Origin of the sequence: Microcoleus sp. CAWBG27 (genome assembly GCF_020883145.1) — a bacterium.
Lineage (GTDB): Bacteria > Cyanobacteriota > Cyanobacteriia > Cyanobacteriales > Microcoleaceae > Microcoleus.
Genome location: NZ_JAHREU010000095.1, coordinates 1 through 19,576, shown reverse-complemented (window position 1 = coordinate 19,576; position 19,576 = coordinate 1). Strand labels below are relative to the sequence as shown.

Genomic DNA, 19,576 nt, shown 5'->3' with positions numbered 1-19,576 from the left:
TTCTATCGCTTTCGCCTGGTTTACTGAACCATGTAACTGTAGTTAATTAGATCGTGTCTTCTCTGTTTAATCATCATGAGTAAGTGTCAGTAACATTGTACCTCATCTTTCTGAGAAAGGCTATAGCCTTTCTCAAAAAGATGAGGTATAACAGACAGCTCATATAACTACTAAACTTAGGGGGCTAAAGCCCAACAACGTACCTCATTTTTGTGATAACCGCTATATGTTGACAAATTGTGCAATAATTGCTGTACAATTGGCGAAAATCTCAGTAGTGGCAGTGCTTCGCCTTGTTTGCAATTAATCGCCAGCAGTCAGTCATTGGTTAAGAATTACCAAAAGCGCGATCGACATTTAGATGAAACCTTTAATAACAGGTGGTTTCAGCGTTTTTTAGTGACGCTGTTCCTAGGTGGCCAAGTCTTGCTGCGCCTACTTCAAGGCAAAGTTGACCGCCGCAAAATCATGGAACATTTAGTCACAGTAGGCTTGGATTCTTTGCGCTCCGTGCTGCTAATAGCCTTTTTTGCAGGGATGATTTTTACTGTTCAATCCGCGAGAGAATTGATTCGGTTTGGGGCGGTTGGGGCGGTGGGAGGTGCTTTTGCAGTGGCATTTTGCCGCGAATTAGCACCAGTTTTAACAGCGGGCGTGGTGGCGGGACAAGTAGGTTCTGCCTTTGCCGCAGAGATAGGAGAAATGCAGGTGACGGAACAAATAGACGCCCTGTATATGTTGAGAACAAATCCCGTTGATTATTTGGTAGTCCCGAGGGTGATAGCTTGCTGCGTCATGTTGCCGATTTTAACAATTTTTTCGGTGGCGGTGGGAATTTTGGGCGGGCTGTTTGTGGCGGTTAATTTTTATGAGTTGGAACCTTCGGTATTTTTGGAATCGGTGCGGACTTTTTTGGGGGCTTGGGATTTAGTAACTGTGGCGATTAAGAGTGTAATTTTTGGGTTGATAATTGCGCTTGTCGGTTGCGGTTGGGGGTTGACGACGGCGGGCGGAGGGAAAGGGGTAGGCCAAGCTGCAACGGCTGCGGTGGTGACTTCTTGGGTGTTTGTTTTTATAGCAGATTTCTTTTTATCGTTGTTGCTGTTTCACGAGTTGGGAATTACGAGAAACTGAGGTTAATTGTTGTTAGAAGACTCGGCGGTTGAAACCGCGTTTATGATTCAACTTGTAGGGTGCGTCAGTTGGCAAATTCTGGATTGCTAAACTACTAACTCAAACTGACGCACCTACTCAATTACTAAGGTTAATCGATTTTCCATTTTTCGATTTGAGATTTTATATCGTGTCCGGTCGATTGACCGCGATAATATCCGTTCGTAGTGCGGACTTCAGTCCGCAGCATATTGCGGACTGAAGTCCGCACTACGAACAGTTGTTTGTTATAGTAATCGACAGGACATGATATTAAATCATTTATCAAAATTTGTGCTGTAGAATAATTGTTGTTGTTTTCTCAACTATTGTCGATGGTGCGTCGCCATGAGATTGTCGATATAATTTTGGGATTAATCGTGGCGACGCACCCTACGAATACTACAGAAATTAAGTTCGTAGTGAGGACTTTAGTCCTTCTTCATGGCGAAGGAATATAAGGAGGGCGATAAACTCGAAATGCTTGAATAGGAACTGTCCCGTCTGTTTCGGGGACGATTTCGAGGATGTGTTTGGAGTTGCTCAAATTCTGAGCCAATGTTGTAGAATACTCGCGACTTGAATCTGCAATTTGTGGCGGAATGTATGAATCAACAAACATCGGCTGAACTTGCCACGAAATCTCAAAGCCTTTCGGAGTAGGCTTTTTGGAGTATTCATAGGCATTTTGCAGCCACCAGTTTTTCGGTTCAATTGCGACGCGGCCAGATTTTGAAACAAACATTGTGTCGTTGGTGCCGCTGCCGTCGTAACCTGTTTTAGAACCTACTACGTCAAATTTAAACTTGGTAGCATCGCTGTTAATCTCAGTGATTGTAGCTTTCCAATCTTCGACGATGAGCGGTTTTTGACTGGATACTTGGATGATTGCTGGCCAAGAGACGCCGAGAGTAACGCTGGGTCTGGTGATGCTGTAAAGTTCGGGAAATTCTGAGGGTTTTTTGCCGTCGATCGCAATTTTAGCAGAAATTGCCTTGCCGTTGAAGCTTCGATCGGCGATCGCATCTATCCGATTCCCTTCAAACTCTAAAACCAACTTGCCATCCTGCCACTTAACATCAGTGCCCACTGTATAAGTTTTGACTAAATTCTGCTGCCCAGTTTGAGGAGAATTTGGATTGTATCGCAGGTAGGGTTTAATGAGAGCAGCTAGCAGAAAATTCCCCCAAGCGTTGAGGTGAATGCTGTCGCTCAATAACTGTTTTGGCTGCAAGCGATTGTCTATCAAATACCTGCGCCAAGGTGTGCGAATTTCCGCGATTTCGCAGCCGTATTTATCTGCCAACTCACGCAACCATTTGGTAGAATGAGTGTTGTGCCATTCGTAGCCTTTGATTTCATTTTCATTATCATTTTTACCTGTCGGCAGCCAGGTTATGTGGTCTGAATGCAAGAGTATTTCGCTAGCAGTGCGGCGGCGGACATTGGCAATTATCGCTTCGTAATCTTCCTCACCTCCGTAGACGTGAAAAATTAGCAAGTCTGGATAAAAAGGATACAAATCATGTTCGCTGGGACGGATTAAAAGCGACGATGCAAATCCTCCGATGGCGCGATTTTCCACAATCAAATCAGCATGGGGAAATCGCTTTTTTAAATCCTCGACTACATCTTGCCACCAATCTTGCTGAGTGATAGATTGACCGTAAAATAAAATGCGTACTTGGTGGCGTTTTGTAGGAGTGCTGGTTGCAAGTAACCCCATCGTTCGTTGAATTCTCGCTCCCAAATTAGCATTATTTGCAATAGGAGCGGGCGGGGGAAATTGGGTGGCGACAGCTATTTTTTTGAAAGCCGGAACTAACAGGAAGCTCAAACACAACAAAAGTAGCCACCAGTATCTATAAATCTGGGATTTGATGCTATTTTTCTGCCGTTTTGTCATTGTTTTATTTTTCCGTCATCTAAAACTTACTTCTACTCTAACTAGCAAGAGTAGCTGTAGGCTGTGCAATGTACACCTTCCGAGACCTTGTACTGTACATGAGAATGCGCGTTTCACGAGTAGCCTTGAGCACCACAGCGCGCGCCTTACGAGTTGCTTGTTGATTCTTAATTTTGCTATATTAACAAATATACTGCGACAAAAGATGATATAGAGGAGTTCACGAAAAAGTGAAGTATATCCTATTCCCTATTCTCTATTCCCTATTCCCCATTCCCATGAGTACGCCATAGGGGAACTCGAAAGGCTATAATATCTACTGATTAATTGCAAGAACTCGATCGCACGTCAAATGGATTACAAAACAGCCCGCAGTTTTCTGATCGACCAAGGAACCGCCCTGGAAACCAAGAAAAATCCCGACGCCTTCCTGATGCGCCTCAAACAAGGCCAGCCACCCGTACCGGGACAGGTGACATCGATTTTATTAGCTTTAAAAATATTGTTTGAAGGGCTTCAAGAATCGCCAATGCTCGATCGCCAATTAATCTCGGCCCTCCATTTACTCTCAACAGACAGTTTACTGCAATTTGAAGCAGGGCGGGCCAGAGGAGTTTCTTGGCCGCCGCTGCTGAAAGAAGACTTAAATCGAATTGCGATCGGAGTCAAGAATATCTTTTCGGGAGTCTGGCAATAATTAACTAAAAATAATTAGCTAAGTCAACTCCCGACGTTCAACAAGAGAGAGAAAATCTCAAACTCTACTCGCGAAAGCTTTCTAGGGATGCTAAAAGATCGGGAAGTCCCGCCAGGGAAGCCGAGACTAAAGCCTCATCTTTGTAAACTCGCGATCGGACTATGCGGATATTTTTAGGAGCCGAGGTTTTACAGCCTCGCATCTCCCTATTGCTGGTTTCTCGGTTCAGGCAAAACATAGCTGTATCCTCATTTTATCCGTAGAGTTTCGCCTCCAAATTTCTCGGGGCTTGCTCAATATTTCTATTATTACTCGGATTGGTAATAGGGATGAAACCATGAAATAATTATTCACGATAGTCAGGGATCGAGTTAAACTGTATCATAACTCTTATCAAACTCCATTGCAAATCTTATTAATTTGTTACAGAGGGTGTTTGTTTGAGCCGATCGCCCGCAGCTACACAGACACCAGCAACTAAAAAGGCGATTTCACAGGAGGAAGTCATATAAATGATTCTAACTCTTAGTGCAGCAACCGTTATCGCTCAAATCCGGCCGACTGTCCAAAGTTTGCCTGACGGAGACTACCGCTACCGAGACTCATTTGCGATCGATCGACCTTTTCGAGAAATCCAATTTCGCAAACGAGATAGATACATTACCGGCAGCGACTCTGACACGCGTACTGGTAAAAGCTACTGCTTTCGCGGCTTCCCCCAGCACAACAACATTGTTAACATCACGAGGGCGATCGCAATTTCGTCGAAAACAGCACAGCAAACCCAATGGAAATTAGAGCCGGGAAACCCGATTAATTTTGACAAGCTTTATCCGCTGCAAGCTGGGCCGGGATTAGAATTATACAAATGTTTGACTGCATTTTTACCGGAATTCAAAGAGTCATCAGTCATTAGTCATTAGTCATCAGTCATCAGTCATTAGTTATTAGACCTCTTGCAAAATAATTTTATGATATAATGAAAAGTTTTGCTGAAAGTTGATTGAATACCAACTGTTAACTTATTTTCACTCTTGTCTTGTTATCAACAGAATAAAATGCTATAAAGTGCTGTTGTCGTTACAAAACGAGTAAATCATGAAAAATCAATTTTATCTAAACTTAAAACCTTCTCAATTTCAACGTAGATTTGGTGTGAAGATTGAAACCTTGAAAGCAATGGTTAGCGCATTGGAAAATTTTAAGTCAGAAAATCAGAAAGACAATCTTAGGGCGTCGCACTATCCTAACTCTCGAAGAACAGGTCTTAGTCACCTTGGAATATTGGAGAGAGTATCGAACATATTTTCATATTGGGACAACTTGGGGAGTATCTGAATCAACAATTTGCCGAATTGTCACTGATATTGAATCTACTTTAATGAAAACAGGAAAGTTCCGTATTCCGGGAAAAAAGGCATTACTCAAAGACTCTGATTATCCAGAATTCGTGGTGATGGATGTCACAGAAACAACTATTGAACGACCCAAAAAAAACAGAAGAGATATTACTCAGGAAAGAAAAAGTGTCATACTCTAAAAACTTAATTGGTAATCAATCAAGAAACAAAAGAAATTATTTGCACTGCTTTTGTACCAGGGCATTGCCACGACTTTAACTTTTTCAAAAAAAGTAAAGTTCGTTTTCATCCCGAAACAAATAGCTTACAAGATAGTGGCTATCAAGGGATAAAAGACTATCACACTAATAGTTATATACCGAGAAAAAAACCTAAAAATGGGAAACTTTCTCGAATAGAAAAAGACTACAATCTAGTCTTAGCGCAGGAGCGAATTGTTATTGAACACGTTAATCGGAGTCTCAAAATATTTAAAATATTGTCGAGTCGTTATCGGAATCGCCGTCGCCGTTATGGTCTACGTTGTAATTTGTTGTCAGCAATTTATAATTATGAGTTAGCTCTAGCCGATTAAAATTAAAACTTCTGATTATAACATATATCTTTTTTGCAAGAGGTCTAATAATGGCTTTTGAGATGTTATGATTTAGCCAGGTTTGGTATCTTCTTTCGCGCCCCGATAACCGTTTCAAAATCTGTCTAGCTCTACGTCTAGATGACCTTGTGCCTTGAGATGCTTTTTTTGTAAAGAAGCCCGAACACGGCTATACTTATCTCTAGTTTTTTGAATCTCCTTACCTGACCACGATTTACCTGTGCTGGTTACAGCTAGATCGCGCCTTCCGAAATCGACACCAATTACATTAGTTGTTTTTTGAGGTTTATGAGTTTCCGATTTGAACTGAATGTGGACGTACCAGCGATTATCTTTATGCAAACAAACTTGAGCCGAAGTAGGATTATGACTTGTTAGCTTGCTCTTATGGTAGTTACTAGCTCTTAGAGGAGCGGTTAACCGCTTGAGAGTGGTAGAAATGCTCAGCGTCCAATTTGACTAGGGCGGAACGAAAAGTCCTAGCATCACAATCAAAGCTAGTGGGCTTAAAATTCTTGACCTTTTTCCCTTTCTGTTTTGCCGTTAGACGATTTGCTGCTACTCTGGCACAAGCTCTAACAACATGGTTAGCTGTTAGTCCAAACTGTTCTTTCACATCTTTGTAACAGACAGCTTGGATTGAGTTTCTATTCGTTAGGTTACGATCGACATTTCGATCTATCCAGTTACAAGCTGACGCAAAAGCTGACGCTGTATCGGACAACAATTGTTGCTGTTCGATACTAGCTTGAAGCTTTACAACTAAAGTCAGGACTTGTTCCATCTCACCAAAAAACTCACTACTATGAGTATAACTTAATGATTGCCGTTGTGCTGTCGCACGTTGATACTGATTGCAATTCCTCTCGCCGCTAAACTTCGTTATAGCGGGAGCCTCCTTGCAACATTAAGGTGAGATTGCCTTGCTGGCGGCGCAGAAACGCGGGCTTCTAGCCCGTCCTTTATGGACGGGCGGGACGCCCATCCCACAAACTTGTGTAAATTATTGAATTTGCGTTCCTAAGGAATGAGAATTAAATAATACCATTTTTCTAAAATCGTGCAACACTCGAAGACCCCCCTAGCCCCCCTTGGCAAGCAGGGCAGTTTTATTGTCGGAAAAAGAAATCTGAAACTATCGAAAGCATCGCTCAAAGGTCGGATAGCACTTTTGCCAAGGTACGTAGTTGCGCTTCAGCGCTCTGTCCTAATCTTAGAAAGAGCGCTGAAGCGCAACTACGTACCTAATTTATATGACAACAATAAAACCACCCTGCCTAGCCCCCCTTGGCAAGGGGGGGGACAAGAATACTGTTATTTCGTTTAAAATTGGTATAACTTACAATTTGATAGTTCTTCTGGCCCATCCCACTTTCAAGAGTGTAAATTATTGAATTTGCGATCCTAAGAGGGCCCAAGCCCAACAACGTCCGCGAATCTTTCTGAGAACCGCTATGGTTTCAACCGCGAGGGTTTTCTTGTTAGTGTTTCTTCGGGTTTTTGGGAAAGGGAATTCCTAAACTTTCATGGAAAACAAGTTGAGTTTTATACGTCAAGCGGCGGTTGACTTGTTTGATGATTTTTTCCAAAAGCGCATCGCCGGTTTTTTCAATGAGAGGTTGAGACATCGATCGAATAAACTTGGGAAAGCAAACCCCTACAGCTAAATCTAGCTTCCAGGTAGCGCTGGTAATCGCAGGCGGTAGTTGGGCGCGTTGCGACGCAGGCCAATCGGCGGCAAACTCGTCTGACGGTATCTCGACTAGCTTCATTGCCGATCGAAAATCCACTTCATATCCGGGCGCGGTATAATTCGGAACCGGAATAGTTTTAATCAAATAGCAGCCTTGGGCGTCAGGCGGCAGCAACTCTAAACCAATTCTCGCTTCAACTCGGTAGCCGAAGGCCCCAAAACGACCGATTAATAAATCGTAGCCGTTTTCGCCGATCGGCTCAGCCTTCATCGGCAAAGCGCACTGACAAAACCAAGTCTTGTGATTGTTAAAATGCTGCGCCACCGTTGCAGCATCGGCGTACATCTCCATGCTGTCTTCAAAGTGGGTGTGAAACCAAATCGGCTCAACTTCCTCGCCTGCATCCGCACCTGCACTTTCGGGCTGTCTGAAACTCGCATCTGCGTAGCAATTTTCGTCAGAAGCTTCAACAGTTTGATATTCAGCGGAATTCTGCTTCATCATCAAAATTATGGGTAGAAACCCCGTCCTTCTAGGACGGCTTTGCATTTTTGAATTTACTACCGCCTTGGGATTGGTTAATTCGGGGTACTTTTGTATTGCACTTTCAACGGGACAATTACCGCTTCAAATCTTCCAATCCTGTACGCATAGTATTTTGCTCAATTGAGCCTCCCTTTCGGGGTAATGTTAGCTTTGCCAAAGTTTTCTGAGCTTGTTGGGCTAGCAGCACTGTTTCTGTTACCTGGAAACTGTTTAACCACCAGCGACAGAGCAAGAGACTAGCGAAAGCATCTCAGGGTGTCATGACTCAAAAAACGTAGTCAGTTAAGACTTAGGCCCGTCAGAATGGCTTGTCCGATTTCTCTTTCAAGCCTCATGCCGTTGGGGCTGAGGTTCCTGACATGCTCTCCTGCTAATACACGCCAATCAGTCGGGTTGGGGATGTGGTCGGGGAGTTTTCTCCCTACAATTGAGAAATTGATAGTAACAAAACTTACCCTAGAACAGCATAACTCGTCTTATGAAAGCATTTGTAGCAGGAGCGACAGGTCAGACTGGCCGCCGAATCGTCGCAGAATTAGTCAAACGGGGCATTCCCGTGCGTGCCCTCGTCCGAAATCTAGAGACAGCAAGGCAAATTTTACCTTCTGAGGCAGAGTTAGTTACTGGCGATGTATTAAATGCGACTTCTCTGGGCGATGCGATCGGCGATAGTACGGTATTGTTGTGCGCGACGGGGGCGGCCCCGGGTTTTGACCCGACTGCCCCTTACAAGGTGGATTTGGAGGGTACTAAAAATTTGGTGGAGGCAGCTAAGGCTAAGGGAATTGAGCATTTTGTGCTGGTGACTTCTCTGTGCGTTTCTCAGTTTTTTCACCCGCTGAATCTGTTTTGGCTGATTCTGGTGTGGAAGAAGCAGGCGGAGGAATATTTGCAAAAATCTGGCTTGACTTATACCGTTGTGCGTCCGGGCGGTCTCAAAAATGAGGATAATTCAGATGCGATCGTCATGAGGAGTGCGGATACACTGTTTGAAAGCAGCATTCCCCGCACGAAGGTAGCCCAAGTGTGCGTGGAGGCGCTGTTTCAGCCGGCTTCTCGCAACAAGATTGTGGAAATTGTGGCAAAGCCGGAGGCCCCGCAAAAGAGTTTTGAGGAGTTGTTTGCCGCCGTGGTTTGATTGCATTAGGGTTCCTTGGGTTCGGTGCGTCAGACTACAACCCTTCGACTTGAGTCAAAAATTTGGACTGACGCACCCTACAACTGAGGCCGGCAAAAGAGTCGCTTGGGTTCGGTGCGTCAGACTACAACGCTTTGACTTGAGTCAAAAATTTGGGCTGACGCACCCTACAAAAAAATCGAGTTTTTTTACGGTAAATCCAAGATATCAAATCGAAAAGTGGAAAATCGACGCTCCGCAACCGCGCCTAAGTCCCATCAGTGCAAACCGCAGCGCAATTGCTAATTTTTCGATCGCCAAATCTGGCAAAATCTTAAGAGCTTGACAATCGGCAGTTACAATTTCCCCTTCCCCGCATGATGAAAACTCTCAAGTGGCCAGCTTGGTTCCCCTATCCGATTTCGTGGTTAAGGGCATTTGCTCTCGCTCAGAGTTTTAGTTTTGTCCTTCGCAGGGGCATTCCTTTCGCCAACGACGATATAGGCTTTCTGACTCTGCTGCTGGCGGCTTGGCTGATTCAGTTACCTTTGTTCTTTGTCGCTCACTTTTTGGCCGTCAAAATCCTCAATCCCTTGCTGACTGTGCTGCCGGGCCGCTTTCGAGTGGCGCGCAAGTTCAAGCGGCGGCATACTGGAGTGCGATCGCACTTGCGAGAAGGGTTGAATGCTGTAGTAGTGCTTTTTTTTGCGTTTAATCTGGCGCTGCTGGTGCAAATGGCGATATATTATTGGCCAGCGCGATCGATCGATCCGGCGCAAATGCTCGCAGGAATCTCTACTCTGACAAATGTGGCGATCGCCGGTGAATTAGATTTCTGGCTGGTAAAATTGGCAGGAGCTTTATCGAGTTTAACGCTATTAGCCGCGCCGCTATACCAACACGATTTTCGCGTGCGGCGGATGCGGGCGGATCGAAAATTAGCCGAAATCGCCGAAATGGAAATGACGGCATTTGAAACCGAGAAACTGCGCCGCCACCAAAAAAGTTTGCTGAGGCGATCGGAACTTCAAATTCTGGGATTTATAATTGTCATCGGCGCTGTAATTAGCGGGGCTGTTTTTTTGGTTGCCAATTTGCGGGGAAATCAGCAGTTTTCGCAGTCAACAAGCGAGGTGAGAAAAATGCCACCGCTGGCTATGAAAACGGGCGATCCTTACATTCGAGCTTTGATGCGGACTATTTCTGCTAGCGAGTCCAATGTTTCTCGGCCTTATCACGTTGTTTACGGCGGAAAATATGTATTAGATTTGAGCCGTCATCCTGACTGGTGCGTGAAGATTGTTAACGGCCCAAATGTTGGCAAATGTACTACGGCTGCTGGTAGGTATCAATTTTTGACTTCAACTTGGAAAGACAAAGCGAAGCGCTATCACCCAAAGCCTGGTAATTTTGTATTGTGGCAGGATTACAGTTTTGAACCGGAATATCAAGATGCTGTGGTTTATGCTTGGTTGAGCGATCGCAAATTTTGGAAAGCTGATATTCCTGAGATGTTGCGGCAGGAAAGATTAACTGATGTTTTGCGAATGCTGTCGGGAACTTGGACGAGTTTGGGATATGGAATTGAGAACAATTCTATGAGTTCTAGTTTGCCGAAAGTCTACCAGAAAGTGCTGCGAGAAGAATTGGCAAATACTGGCTCCTAGGGAATTATATCAAATAGGTTCGTAGTGCGGACTTTAGTCCGCAGATTAAAAATCAAGTCCTCACTAAAGGTTCGTAGTGCGGACTTTAGTCCGCAGATAAGGACAAAAGTTCTCCGCACTGTATTTCGCCGACACTTTGAATAGCAATTGGGGCAATTAGAATCCGATGAGACGATCGCACGACACTCGGAAAATGATCATTTCGCTCTAACTAACTACATATAGCCCAATACGGTTGACTTAAGAAAAATCTGACTTGCCAAAAATGCCTGTATTGTCAGAAAATCGTCAGATGAAATTCGTTGAAAAGCGTTAGGTAACACCACAGAATGATTGATCCTATAATGACCAAAAGATAATTTCAGTGTGCAGCCTATCTTAGGGCTTGCTGAAAAAGTCAGAAAACAGCATTTAGAAAGATGAGTGAATTTGAGAATGCCTCGGCAATATAAGTTTTCTCAATCTTGTGATGGCAAAACATAGCTTTTGCCAATCATTTGAGCCAAAAAACATCCCAAAGGTTTTTATTATGAAATAGACCGAAAAAAAGCCAAAAAGCCTGCCTTACCATGGCAGAAAGATTCATCACCAGAAAAGTTATTGCGATGCTTGTTTCAGAAGTATTATTAAGTTTAGCCATCACTCTACCAAGGCTAAATATTCTTTTAGCTTCTCCAAATTTCCCCTCAATTAAGTTACGAATTCTTTCGTCTGATTGAGCTTGTTTTTTGATTGCTTTGCTCGGATTTTTGGGAGGTCTTCCTCCTAGACGAACACCGCTAATTCTAATGCCGAGTTCTTTGCACCAAGCTCTATTTTCTTTGGTTCGATATATCTGATCTACATGAATTGATTCAGGGTAATATCCGGTAAATTGTTTAAAGGCTTCTACTTGTCTTTTAAGGTCTCCTGATTCGTAGAAGTTATCCCAACTAATTCGGTCTAAAAATACGTACCCATTTCGACAACTGGCTGACAGTTTTGCCCCAAATTCAACAGATTTCCCAGCTTTTCCTCTGATTATAGGGCAATACGGTTTACTTAACACTTTTTATGCCCGGAGATCCCCCTAAATCCCCCTTAAGAAGGGGGACTTAAGAGCTTTCTTGTCCCCCCCTTGGGAAGGGGGGTTAGGGGGGATCTGCCTTAAGTAAACCGTATTGGATTATAGGGCGGATATGTGGTTGTTTTAAACTTACTATTCTGTCAGGAATACTATGTTCTTTCTTTTCATACATTGACAACTTTTGGCGGTAGACTTCTGTCACTACTAACAGCATTCTATAATCAGATTTGGTCATTTGTGACAAGTTAAGAAAAAGTGCAAATTGTCAAGGGGGTACACAAAAAAAAGTAAAATAGAATGAAACCTTGGCCAGACAAGCATTTGAGACAGTCATGAGTAGTAAAAAACGCATCCACCGAGATCATGCAAAGAAAAAAAATCGTCCCCAAGTAGAAAACGAAGCGATCGCGAATTACCTGGAAGATTTATTAATTCCAGCAATGGCGGCCCAAAAAACTTTTTATCGCCAACTAAATTTAAGAGATAGAATTCTAACACTGCCGTTAATGATGGCAGCAATATTAAGCTTACTATGGCGAGACGTAGCAGGAGTAACAGAATTAACCAGATTATTAAATAGAGAAGGATTTTTATGGTGTCAGCCACAAAACATTAGCCAACAAGCCTTGTCACAAAGATTTTTAACTTTCCCATCTATTTTATTTGAAAATTTTTTTAAGAATTACTAGCTAATTTTCGACAAAAATGGTTAATGAGAAAATCGAGACCATTACCAGACAGCGTACAATTTGCTTTAAAAAACTTTGAGAATATCTGGATAGCAGACGGCTCAACATTAGAAGCATTATTTCGGAAACTAGATAGTTTATCAGATGTTCCAATTGGTCAATTATCCGAAAAAATAGGAGTAATAATAGACCTAGTAACTCATCTTCCCCAAGAAATTTGGTTTTGGACAAATCCCAAACAAGCAGATACCCATTGGGAAGAAGATTTGCTAAAAACAGTTAAACCAAAAACCTTGCTGTTACTGGATCGAGGCTTCTATCACTTCGCTTTTTGGTCAAAATTAATGGAGCAAGAAATTGGATTTATTACTCGAATAAAGAAAGGTGCATCTTATCAAGTGAAACGAGTATTAACCAATACTTATGATGTCAAAGACCAGATAATTCAGATAGGTGCAGGAACCCAAAAAACACCAGCTTTGACTATAAAATTAGTACAAATTCGGTGGAAAAATGGCTGGCGTTCTTATTTGACAAGCATCCGAGAACCGGAAATATTGCCTCCCTATGTAGTGGCAGATTTATATCAAAGACGTTGGCGAATTGAAGACGCCTTTTGTATAGTAAAGAGACTCCTAAATTTAAGTTATTTATGGACTGGTTCGGTCAACGGAATCCAGATCCAAATCTGGGCTACCTGGCTATTTTATGCAGTTTTGGTAGACTTAGGGGATGCTGTTGCAGATGAATTAGGAGTACCAATTGAACGTGTTTCATTAGAAATGATTTATCGTGGAATGTATCATTTTTCTGTTGCTTATCAAAAAGGAGCAGCTTCTGATATAGTTAAGTATTTTGCTGACCAGAAAAATCAAGATTTAGGGATTCGATCGCGACTGCGAAAACCTCATGTCAGGCTAATTATTTCTCCTTTCCCTGGAACTCAAAGAAGTCCCGAACAATTTTTTGGCAATAATAAGGCAACAAATGGAGTCATATTTTAATTGGTATCTCGGTAAAAAATGAGTAAGATTACTCATTGACAACAGTGTTTTTAGCTTAACTTGTGAGTAATGGTCTCCAGTAAATATAAAGCCGGCCACTGAAGAAGAGGTTTTAAACCCTATTTCCTGATAAAATTAACCAGCAGTACCCGTTTTATGGTAGTGTTGGTTAATGGTCCTGTCAGACCCACACCTCTCACATCAGTAGCAAACCAACGGTGCAGACCTGTGCCTGCCGCAAGTCTTTTCCTCGTAGTTTTTGCACAGCATTCAGGGTAATGCCATAAGGATAATCTGCACCAGGCGCAACGCCCTGTAAAGATTGGTTAGCAAACATGAGAATTTATTCCCAACCAGGAATTCAGCATTGGCAGCATCGGTTAATCCATTAACCGTGTTATATTTCCTCCCCCACCGCTCGGGTGTTGGGGCTTTCCACACTCCCGTCATGTCTGATGAAAGGCTGCAAAAAATCCTCGCCCAGTGGGGCATTGCCTCTCGCCGTCTTGCAGAACAGATGATTGTAGCTGGACGAGTCCGGGTTAATGGCAATATTGTTCGTTTAGGACAAAAGGCGAATCCCGATCGCGATTTCATCGAAGTCGATGGAGTCCATGTGAAACCAACAGATAGACCGGCAGAGGTCTATCTGTTGCTCAACAAACCCGCAGGCGTAGTTTCTACTTGCAGCGATCCCAGGGCGCGCTCGAAAGTTCTCGACCTGCTGCCGCCCAAACTGCGATCTGGTCAAGGCATCCATCCCGTAGGACGCTTAGATGCAGATTCCACAGGCGCCCTATTGCTCACCAATGATGGTAAGCTGACATTTTGTTTGACCCATCCGCGTCACTCGATCGCCAAAACTTATCAAGTTTGGGTGCTCGGCGATCCCCCGGAACCCATACTACAAGCGTGGCGTCAGGGCATTATCTTGTCCGGTAGAAAAACATTACCCGCGAAAGTTAGAGTTATCGATCGCGCGCGAGACCAAACTCTGTTAGAAGTAATTCTATCAGAAGGGAGAAACCGACAGATTCGGCGCACCGCCGAGCAGTTGGGATATCCAGTGGTACGCCTGCACCGCACAGCCATTGGCCCGATTCAATTGCAGCCCCCCGCAGGGCCGATATTGGCACCGGGCTGCTACCGACCCCTAGAAGATTCAGAAATTATTTTTTTATGGAATCTAGTCAACCTAACATCAATAAGCGTGCCAGTGAATCCCCAGGAGCACAGCATATGACAAAGAATTTATTGTTTTTATTCTCCCAAATAACTAAGAAGAAACTGCACTCCCAAGAGCCAGAAACTCCTCAGAAGAAATTAGCGGCAATAGGAGCTCAACTCCGCGAGTACCGCGAACAGCAGTCGATTTCTTTGGACAGAGTAGCTGTGGTAACCATGATTCGGCGGAATCTGCTGCAAGCCATCGAAGACGGCCAACTCGACCAACTCCCCGAACCCGTCTACACTCAAGGTTTGATCAAGCGGTACGCCGAAGCAATGGGTTTGGACGGAACTCAGTTTGCCGACTTTTTCCCGATCGAACCGCCACCGCGATCGACCACCAAGCTATCCTGGCAGAATGGGCCACAATTGCGGCCGATGCACCTGTACCTTTTTTACACATTTCTAATTATCTGTTCAGTCAATGTCTTATCTCAGTTGATGGGCGGTTCTCTGACAACAAAAAACGGTACGGGAACCAAAGAACTAGCTCTTGAGCAAGAACAAGCTCGTTTAGCCCAGAACGCCTCAAAAAATCAGAAAGCCGATAGTTACGATGCTGTGGAAGCAACAAGAACACGTCAAAATTTAGATAAATCTGGCAATAAACCAGTCATGGTTAACGTCAGTTTAAAAGACGAATCATGGATGAAGATTGAAGTTGATGGCAAACCCGAGTTTGAGGGAACTTTGCCTTCAGGAACTGTCCGCACCTGGCAGGCCCAAAACAAATTGGTAGTTCTAGCTGGTAACGCCGGCGGTGTAATGATTGCTGTGAATAACGGACAAGCCGAACAACTCGGAGAATCTGGGGTTGCCAAACAAGTTGTTTTTACCGCCGACGAACTCAAGCCTTCAGCAAAGCCCAAAAATGAAGGATAATCGGTAATCGGGAATCGGGAATCGGTAATTGGGAATGGCTGGAACTCCACATTTTTTAATTAGAATGTCGGTCTTTATTGACTGATATCATGTCAGGTCGATTACCATAACAATCACAGTTCGTAGTGCGGACTTCAGTCCGCCACCGTATAGCGGACTGAAGTCCGCACTACAAACCAATCTGATTGCGGTCGATCGATCGGACACGATATGATTACCAAATACCAATTACCAATTACCCACTACCAATGTTTGTTCAATTTTTCTGGGGAGCGCGCCCGCAGATGTAAGTCATGGTTTTGAGCCGATCGCGCACCTCCCAATTCAAAGCTTCGCGCCGATACCGCCAGCCCCAATTTCCCTCTGCTTTCCCCGGAAAATTCATCCGCGCGTCGGTATCCAAACCCAACAAATCTTGAAAGGGCACGATCGCCAAATTAGCAATAGAAAACCAACCCATGCGGATTAAAGACCAGTGAATTCCTTGGGGATCGATGCAGCCCAAATAACGCAAAACCTCATCTCTTTCGTAGTTTTGCAGTTGATTGAACCAGCCAACAGTCGTGTCGTTGTCGTGGGTACCCGTGTAAACTACACAGTTACGAACATAATTGAAAGGCAAAAAAGGATCGCCAGGCCCCGCACCGAAAGCAAACTGCAAAATCTTCATTCCGGGAAACTCAAACCGATCGCGCAAAGCTTCCACTTCCGGAGTAATTACCCCCAAATCCTCAGCGATAATCGGCAAATTGCCGAACTTCTCGTTAATTACCTCAAACAAAGCCGTTCCCGGCGCATTAATCCACTCTCCGTCGATCGCAGTTTCCTGCCCGCGTTTCACCGCCCAGTAAGCATCAAATCCTCGAAAGTGGTCAATCCGAGTTACATCTACATAAGCGAAAATCGCCTCAAAACGCTGCACCCACCACTGAAAATTAGTTGCTTCCAAAGCCTCCCAATTGTAAACAGGATTCCCCCACAATTGACCTGTTGCGCTGAAGTAATCCGGCGGAACTCCCGCCATCAAAGCTGGTTCTCCAGTTGCTTCATCCAAACAAAACAAGTCCGGATGCGACCACACATCAGCACTGTCGTGAGCGACATAAATCGGAATGTCACCAATAATTTTAATGTCGCGCAGGTTCGCATAGCGTTTCAACTCAGTCCACTGGCGGAAAAACTCGAACTGCACGTATTTGTAGTAATAAATCTCATTATGTAGCTCCTGCCGCCACTTGTCTAGCGCCTCCGGTTGGCGCTGTGCAATTTCTGGTTCCCAAGTGTGCCAGCTCGTGCCGTTGAAGCTGTCTTTTAGTGCCATAAATAAGGCATAATCTTCCAGCCAAGTCGCTTTGCTCTCGCAAAAAGCCGAGAATTCTCTTTGCTGCACCGGCGATGCTTTCGCTTTGAAGTTTTCGCAGGCTTTTTTGAGCAGGGGTATTTTGTGTGCGATCGCGCGATCGAATTCTACTGTATCCAGGGGAAATTCCGGCGAATGAGCTAAATCTTCATCGCTGAGCAATTGCTCGTCCCGCAGAATTTCCGGGCTCAGCATCAGCGGATTTCCTGCCATTGCTGAATAGCACGAATAAGGAGAATTGCCGTATCCTGTCGGGCCCAGCGGCAATATCTGCCAGTATTGCTGGTCGCTCTCTACTAAAAAGTCAATAAAGCGATATGCTTCTATTCCCATATCCCCAACGCCAAATCGGCTGGGAAAAGATGTCGGGTGGAGTAAAATGCCGCTAGCTCGGGGAAAAAGCATAATCTATCTAAAGATATAGGAGTTAAACATTGACAATTTGACCGATATTCCCTACAGGTTAAACTTTGCAGTTTGTTGGGCGATTTTCAGGGCAAATACTTTTGCGATTGTCTCATATTTTCTGCTGGAACGTGCTTGCTAAATATTTGTGTCGCAATCTCATCACAAATGCTGAGGCGATCGCAAAATATCAAGCTCCCCACTTACACCCTTGCCAGCACTGCGGTCAATTGGGATCTCTTACCCAGGATCGTTTGCTGCTGACTATTTTGGTCGATCGCACCCAGTTTATGCACAAGTTTATTTATAACTTTTAAGTGGCTTTCGCTCTATCTGTCTGGAGTCGTACATTGCGATCTCCGGGCCAAACATCAAACAAGTTCCCAAACAGGATGCAACTATATCTCGGCGTTCCAAATCCTTATGCAGTAAGTGCTTCGATTTTAGATTGTAGATTCTTCGACCGGAGCGACCGAACAAGTTTTAGACTTTAGGTTTACTTCACATATTCATCACCCGAGCAGGAACAGGAGTCTAAAATTTTGGGTTCTGCACACTCATAGCTTCAGGGGCACGGTACCGGTTTTTGGGCGGGGTTATCGATCGTCGAAAATCTTTAATGCCCAAATCAAAAATGGCATCAGCCCTGCTTCTCATCAGAGCCAATGCACAAATCAGCCGACTGTTTTTGTATCTTAACAAACAGTCGGCTGCAAAATTACGGTGAAAAAGCTGAGTTTAAGTTTCCTTGTTCAACAATTTCTCCACTTGTTTGAGAGCTATAGTGCCGACGTTGTAAGCAGCCCAGCCGCCCGCCAACAAAACCGGACTCAATACTATTAGTATGCGCCAGTCAAAATCCATGAGTTCTCCTCCTAAAGTTTTTTAACAAATTCTCATAATCTATTTGTATCTCATTTTGTCGCCATTCTCCTGACTCCTCAAGCAAATATTGTCGCCGAAAAAGTTCCTCCACAGCAACGAGCGATCGCGCTTGCAGGACATCGCGCCCCAGTAATTGAGACTGCAACTCGCTCTCGTCAACCTTCATCAGAAAATTGGGTTGGAAACCCCGTCCTTCTAGGACGGCTTTGTGTTAAAATCTAGATGGTCAATGACCCACCCGTGACGATGGATCAGACAGCTCGGGCGAGCGAAGCCCGGATGTATCCGGCGGCGCAGCAAAATCGGTAGACCGGGAAAAGAGGACGGGGCAATGGTGAACATCCCTAGAATCACGCACAGCACCAAGAATTCCTTTTAAGGTTTTCGACACATAAAAACCGCTGGACTAGCGGGGTTAGTCTGTGGAGCGAGCGTAAGACCATAAAACTCCTTGGAGGGTGGAGGCAGTTGCTATGAAGCAGAAACCTAAATCGTGAGGTTTAGGAATCACCGCACTTTTAGGGCGGTGAGGATGTCAACCGCTGTCCTTACACCAAATTATCCCAAAATCTGTTTGGCAATCCCTTCCACCACTTGAGTTAGAGGGTCTTTAGGGAAGTGCAGGGCAAACACCCCCTTACTGGCTAACAGCATCATCTTGTCGCTGTGGGGCAGCACCCCTCCAACTGGGATGTTGTAAATACTCTCTACTTGCTGCTTCAAATCATCGAAATCCAAGGATTCTGGCGCTTTGTTGATCGCGATCAAAATCTTGGGAACTTCTAATTTGCGGGCCACATCTACCGTGACAGCCGTTCCCTGAAAATCTTGCTGATCCGGACGCAGAATCAGCAGCAGGATGTCCGAAATCGTGATGCTGAGCAGGGTTTCTTCGTTGAGTCCTGGGTGCGTGTCGATAAATAGGTAGTCTAAGTTCAGAACGTCGATCAGTTCTTGAAAGCCGTCCGTAAGCAGTCCCACGTCGTAGCCTTCCCGCAAAACTCGCGCTATCTCCCCTGCTTTAATGCTCGAAGGAATCAGGTAGAGGCTGCCGTTACGGGCTAATTTTGGCAGCAGCGAACTCACATTGTAGGCAGTATCCGAGATCGGACACCGGCCCCACAGGTAGTCGTTCAGGCAGCGCTCCATATTGTTCTCGCTGAAACCGAACAGCACGTGAATCCCGGGCGATTGAATGGGGAGCATCCCGGTTTTGAAAAAGCCTCAAATAGCCAAGAGATCGTTCAGGTAAGCACAACGAAGTTTTAGCATTTGATTGACATTTTTTTTCAACCATTGAGCTCCGGAGATTTTCAACCTTCT

16 protein-coding genes and 4 pseudogenes are annotated in these 19,576 nt (G+C 44.5%); 10 read left to right on the top strand and 10 right to left on the bottom strand.

Going from position 1 to position 19,576, the window contains the following annotated elements:
- The first annotated feature begins 324 nt into the window (after positions 1–324).
- Positions 325–1,134: an MlaE family lipid ABC transporter permease subunit gene (locus QZ938_RS30495; RefSeq protein ID WP_293354182.1), complete on the top strand. Its 810-nt coding sequence runs from the start codon at positions 325–327 to the stop codon at positions 1,132–1,134.
- A gap of 130 nt (positions 1,135–1,264) precedes the next feature.
- Here the strand turns inward: QZ938_RS30495 and QZ938_RS30490 are convergent, their stop codons facing one another.
- Entirely contained in the window at positions 1,265–1,441 is a 177-nt protein-coding gene (locus QZ938_RS30490; RefSeq protein WP_293147675.1) for a hypothetical protein, read from the bottom strand.
- Positions 1,442–1,594: 153 nt separating this feature from the next.
- A complete protein-coding gene (locus QZ938_RS30485) occupies positions 1,595–3,058 on the bottom strand; it encodes an SGNH/GDSL hydrolase family protein (RefSeq protein WP_293354180.1) in 1,464 nt (487 codons plus the stop codon).
- A 352-nt stretch (positions 3,059–3,410) separates the two neighbouring features.
- Between QZ938_RS30485 and QZ938_RS30480 the strand changes: the two genes are divergently transcribed.
- Positions 3,411–3,755 carry a Dethiobiotin synthetase gene (locus QZ938_RS30480; RefSeq protein WP_293147671.1) on the top strand — a complete coding sequence of 115 codons (345 nt, stop codon included), beginning with the start codon at positions 3,411–3,413 and terminating at the stop codon, positions 3,753–3,755.
- 64 nt (positions 3,756–3,819) lie between these two features.
- Here QZ938_RS30480 and QZ938_RS30475 read toward each other — a convergent pair whose 3' ends face one another.
- Positions 3,820–3,993: a hypothetical protein gene (locus QZ938_RS30475; protein ID WP_293147670.1), complete on the bottom strand. Its 174-nt coding sequence runs from the start codon at positions 3,991–3,993 to the stop codon at positions 3,820–3,822.
- Positions 3,994–4,267: 274 nt separating this feature from the next.
- Between QZ938_RS30475 and QZ938_RS30470 the strand changes: the two genes are divergently transcribed.
- Entirely contained in the window at positions 4,268–4,678 is a 411-nt protein-coding gene (locus tag QZ938_RS30470) for a hypothetical protein (protein WP_293147669.1), read from the top strand.
- Positions 4,679–4,853: 175 nt separating this feature from the next.
- A pseudogene (locus QZ938_RS30465) lies at positions 4,854–5,690 on the top strand (IS5 family transposase).
- A gap of 1,502 nt (positions 5,691–7,192) precedes the next feature.
- Here QZ938_RS30465 and QZ938_RS30460 read toward each other — a convergent pair.
- The gene (locus tag QZ938_RS30460; protein WP_293354184.1) at positions 7,193–7,906 is read right to left on the bottom strand and encodes a DUF1997 domain-containing protein; all 714 of its coding nucleotides are present in this window, start codon (positions 7,904–7,906) and stop codon (positions 7,193–7,195) included.
- Between the two features lie 523 nt (positions 7,907–8,429).
- Here QZ938_RS30460 and QZ938_RS30455 point away from each other — a divergent pair.
- On the top strand, positions 8,430–9,089 hold the full coding sequence (locus QZ938_RS30455) for an NAD(P)H-binding protein (RefSeq protein ID WP_293354178.1): 660 nt from the start codon (positions 8,430–8,432) through the stop codon (positions 9,087–9,089).
- Between the two features lie 941 nt (positions 9,090–10,030).
- Positions 10,031–10,735 carry a glycoside hydrolase family protein gene (locus tag QZ938_RS30450; protein ID WP_293147753.1) on the top strand — a complete coding sequence of 235 codons (705 nt, stop codon included), beginning with the start codon at positions 10,031–10,033 and terminating at the stop codon, positions 10,733–10,735.
- Between the two features lie 411 nt (positions 10,736–11,146).
- Here the strand turns inward: QZ938_RS30450 and QZ938_RS30445 are convergent.
- Positions 11,147–11,762, bottom strand: a pseudogene (locus QZ938_RS30445) (transposase); the annotation flags it as partial.
- 133 nt (positions 11,763–11,895) lie between these two features.
- Positions 11,896–12,048, bottom strand: a pseudogene (locus tag QZ938_RS30440) (IS5/IS1182 family transposase); the annotation flags it as partial.
- 85 nt (positions 12,049–12,133) lie between these two features.
- Here QZ938_RS30440 and QZ938_RS30435 point away from each other — a divergent pair.
- Positions 12,134–13,494 (top strand): annotated as a pseudogene (locus QZ938_RS30435) (IS4 family transposase).
- 196 nt (positions 13,495–13,690) lie between these two features.
- Here QZ938_RS30435 and QZ938_RS30430 read toward each other — a convergent pair.
- Positions 13,691–13,831: a hypothetical protein gene (locus tag QZ938_RS30430; protein ID WP_293147663.1), complete on the bottom strand. Its 141-nt coding sequence runs from the start codon at positions 13,829–13,831 to the stop codon at positions 13,691–13,693.
- A 111-nt stretch (positions 13,832–13,942) separates the two neighbouring features.
- Between QZ938_RS30430 and QZ938_RS30425 the strand changes: the two genes are divergently transcribed.
- The gene (locus QZ938_RS30425) at positions 13,943–14,737 is read left to right on the top strand and encodes a pseudouridine synthase (protein ID WP_293147750.1); all 795 of its coding nucleotides are present in this window, start codon (positions 13,943–13,945) and stop codon (positions 14,735–14,737) included.
- Positions 14,734–15,603, top strand: a complete 870-nt coding sequence (locus QZ938_RS30420) for a RodZ domain-containing protein (protein ID WP_293354176.1) — start codon at positions 14,734–14,736, stop codon at positions 15,601–15,603. The genes QZ938_RS30425 and QZ938_RS30420 overlap by 4 nt, the downstream gene beginning before the upstream one ends.
- A gap of 256 nt (positions 15,604–15,859) precedes the next feature.
- Here QZ938_RS30420 and malQ read toward each other — a convergent pair whose 3' ends face one another.
- Positions 15,860–17,368, bottom strand: coding sequence for a 4-alpha-glucanotransferase (gene malQ / locus QZ938_RS30415; protein ID WP_293354174.1), 1,509 nt, complete (start codon positions 17,366–17,368; stop codon positions 15,860–15,862).
- 107 nt (positions 17,369–17,475) lie between these two features.
- Between malQ and QZ938_RS30410 the strand changes: the two genes are divergently transcribed.
- Positions 17,476–17,685, top strand: coding sequence for a hypothetical protein (locus QZ938_RS30410; RefSeq protein WP_293147657.1), 210 nt, complete (start codon positions 17,476–17,478; stop codon positions 17,683–17,685).
- A 421-nt stretch (positions 17,686–18,106) separates the two neighbouring features.
- On the opposite strand, the gene QZ938_RS30405 is transcribed toward QZ938_RS30410, so the two are convergent.
- Positions 18,107–18,232, bottom strand: a complete 126-nt coding sequence (locus QZ938_RS30405) for a photosystem II protein Y (protein WP_265235804.1) — start codon at positions 18,230–18,232, stop codon at positions 18,107–18,109.
- A gap of 579 nt (positions 18,233–18,811) precedes the next feature.
- A complete protein-coding gene (locus QZ938_RS30400; protein ID WP_293365675.1) occupies positions 18,812–19,459 on the bottom strand; it encodes a MinD/ParA family protein in 648 nt (215 codons plus the stop codon).
- Positions 19,460–19,576 lie beyond the last annotated feature (117 nt).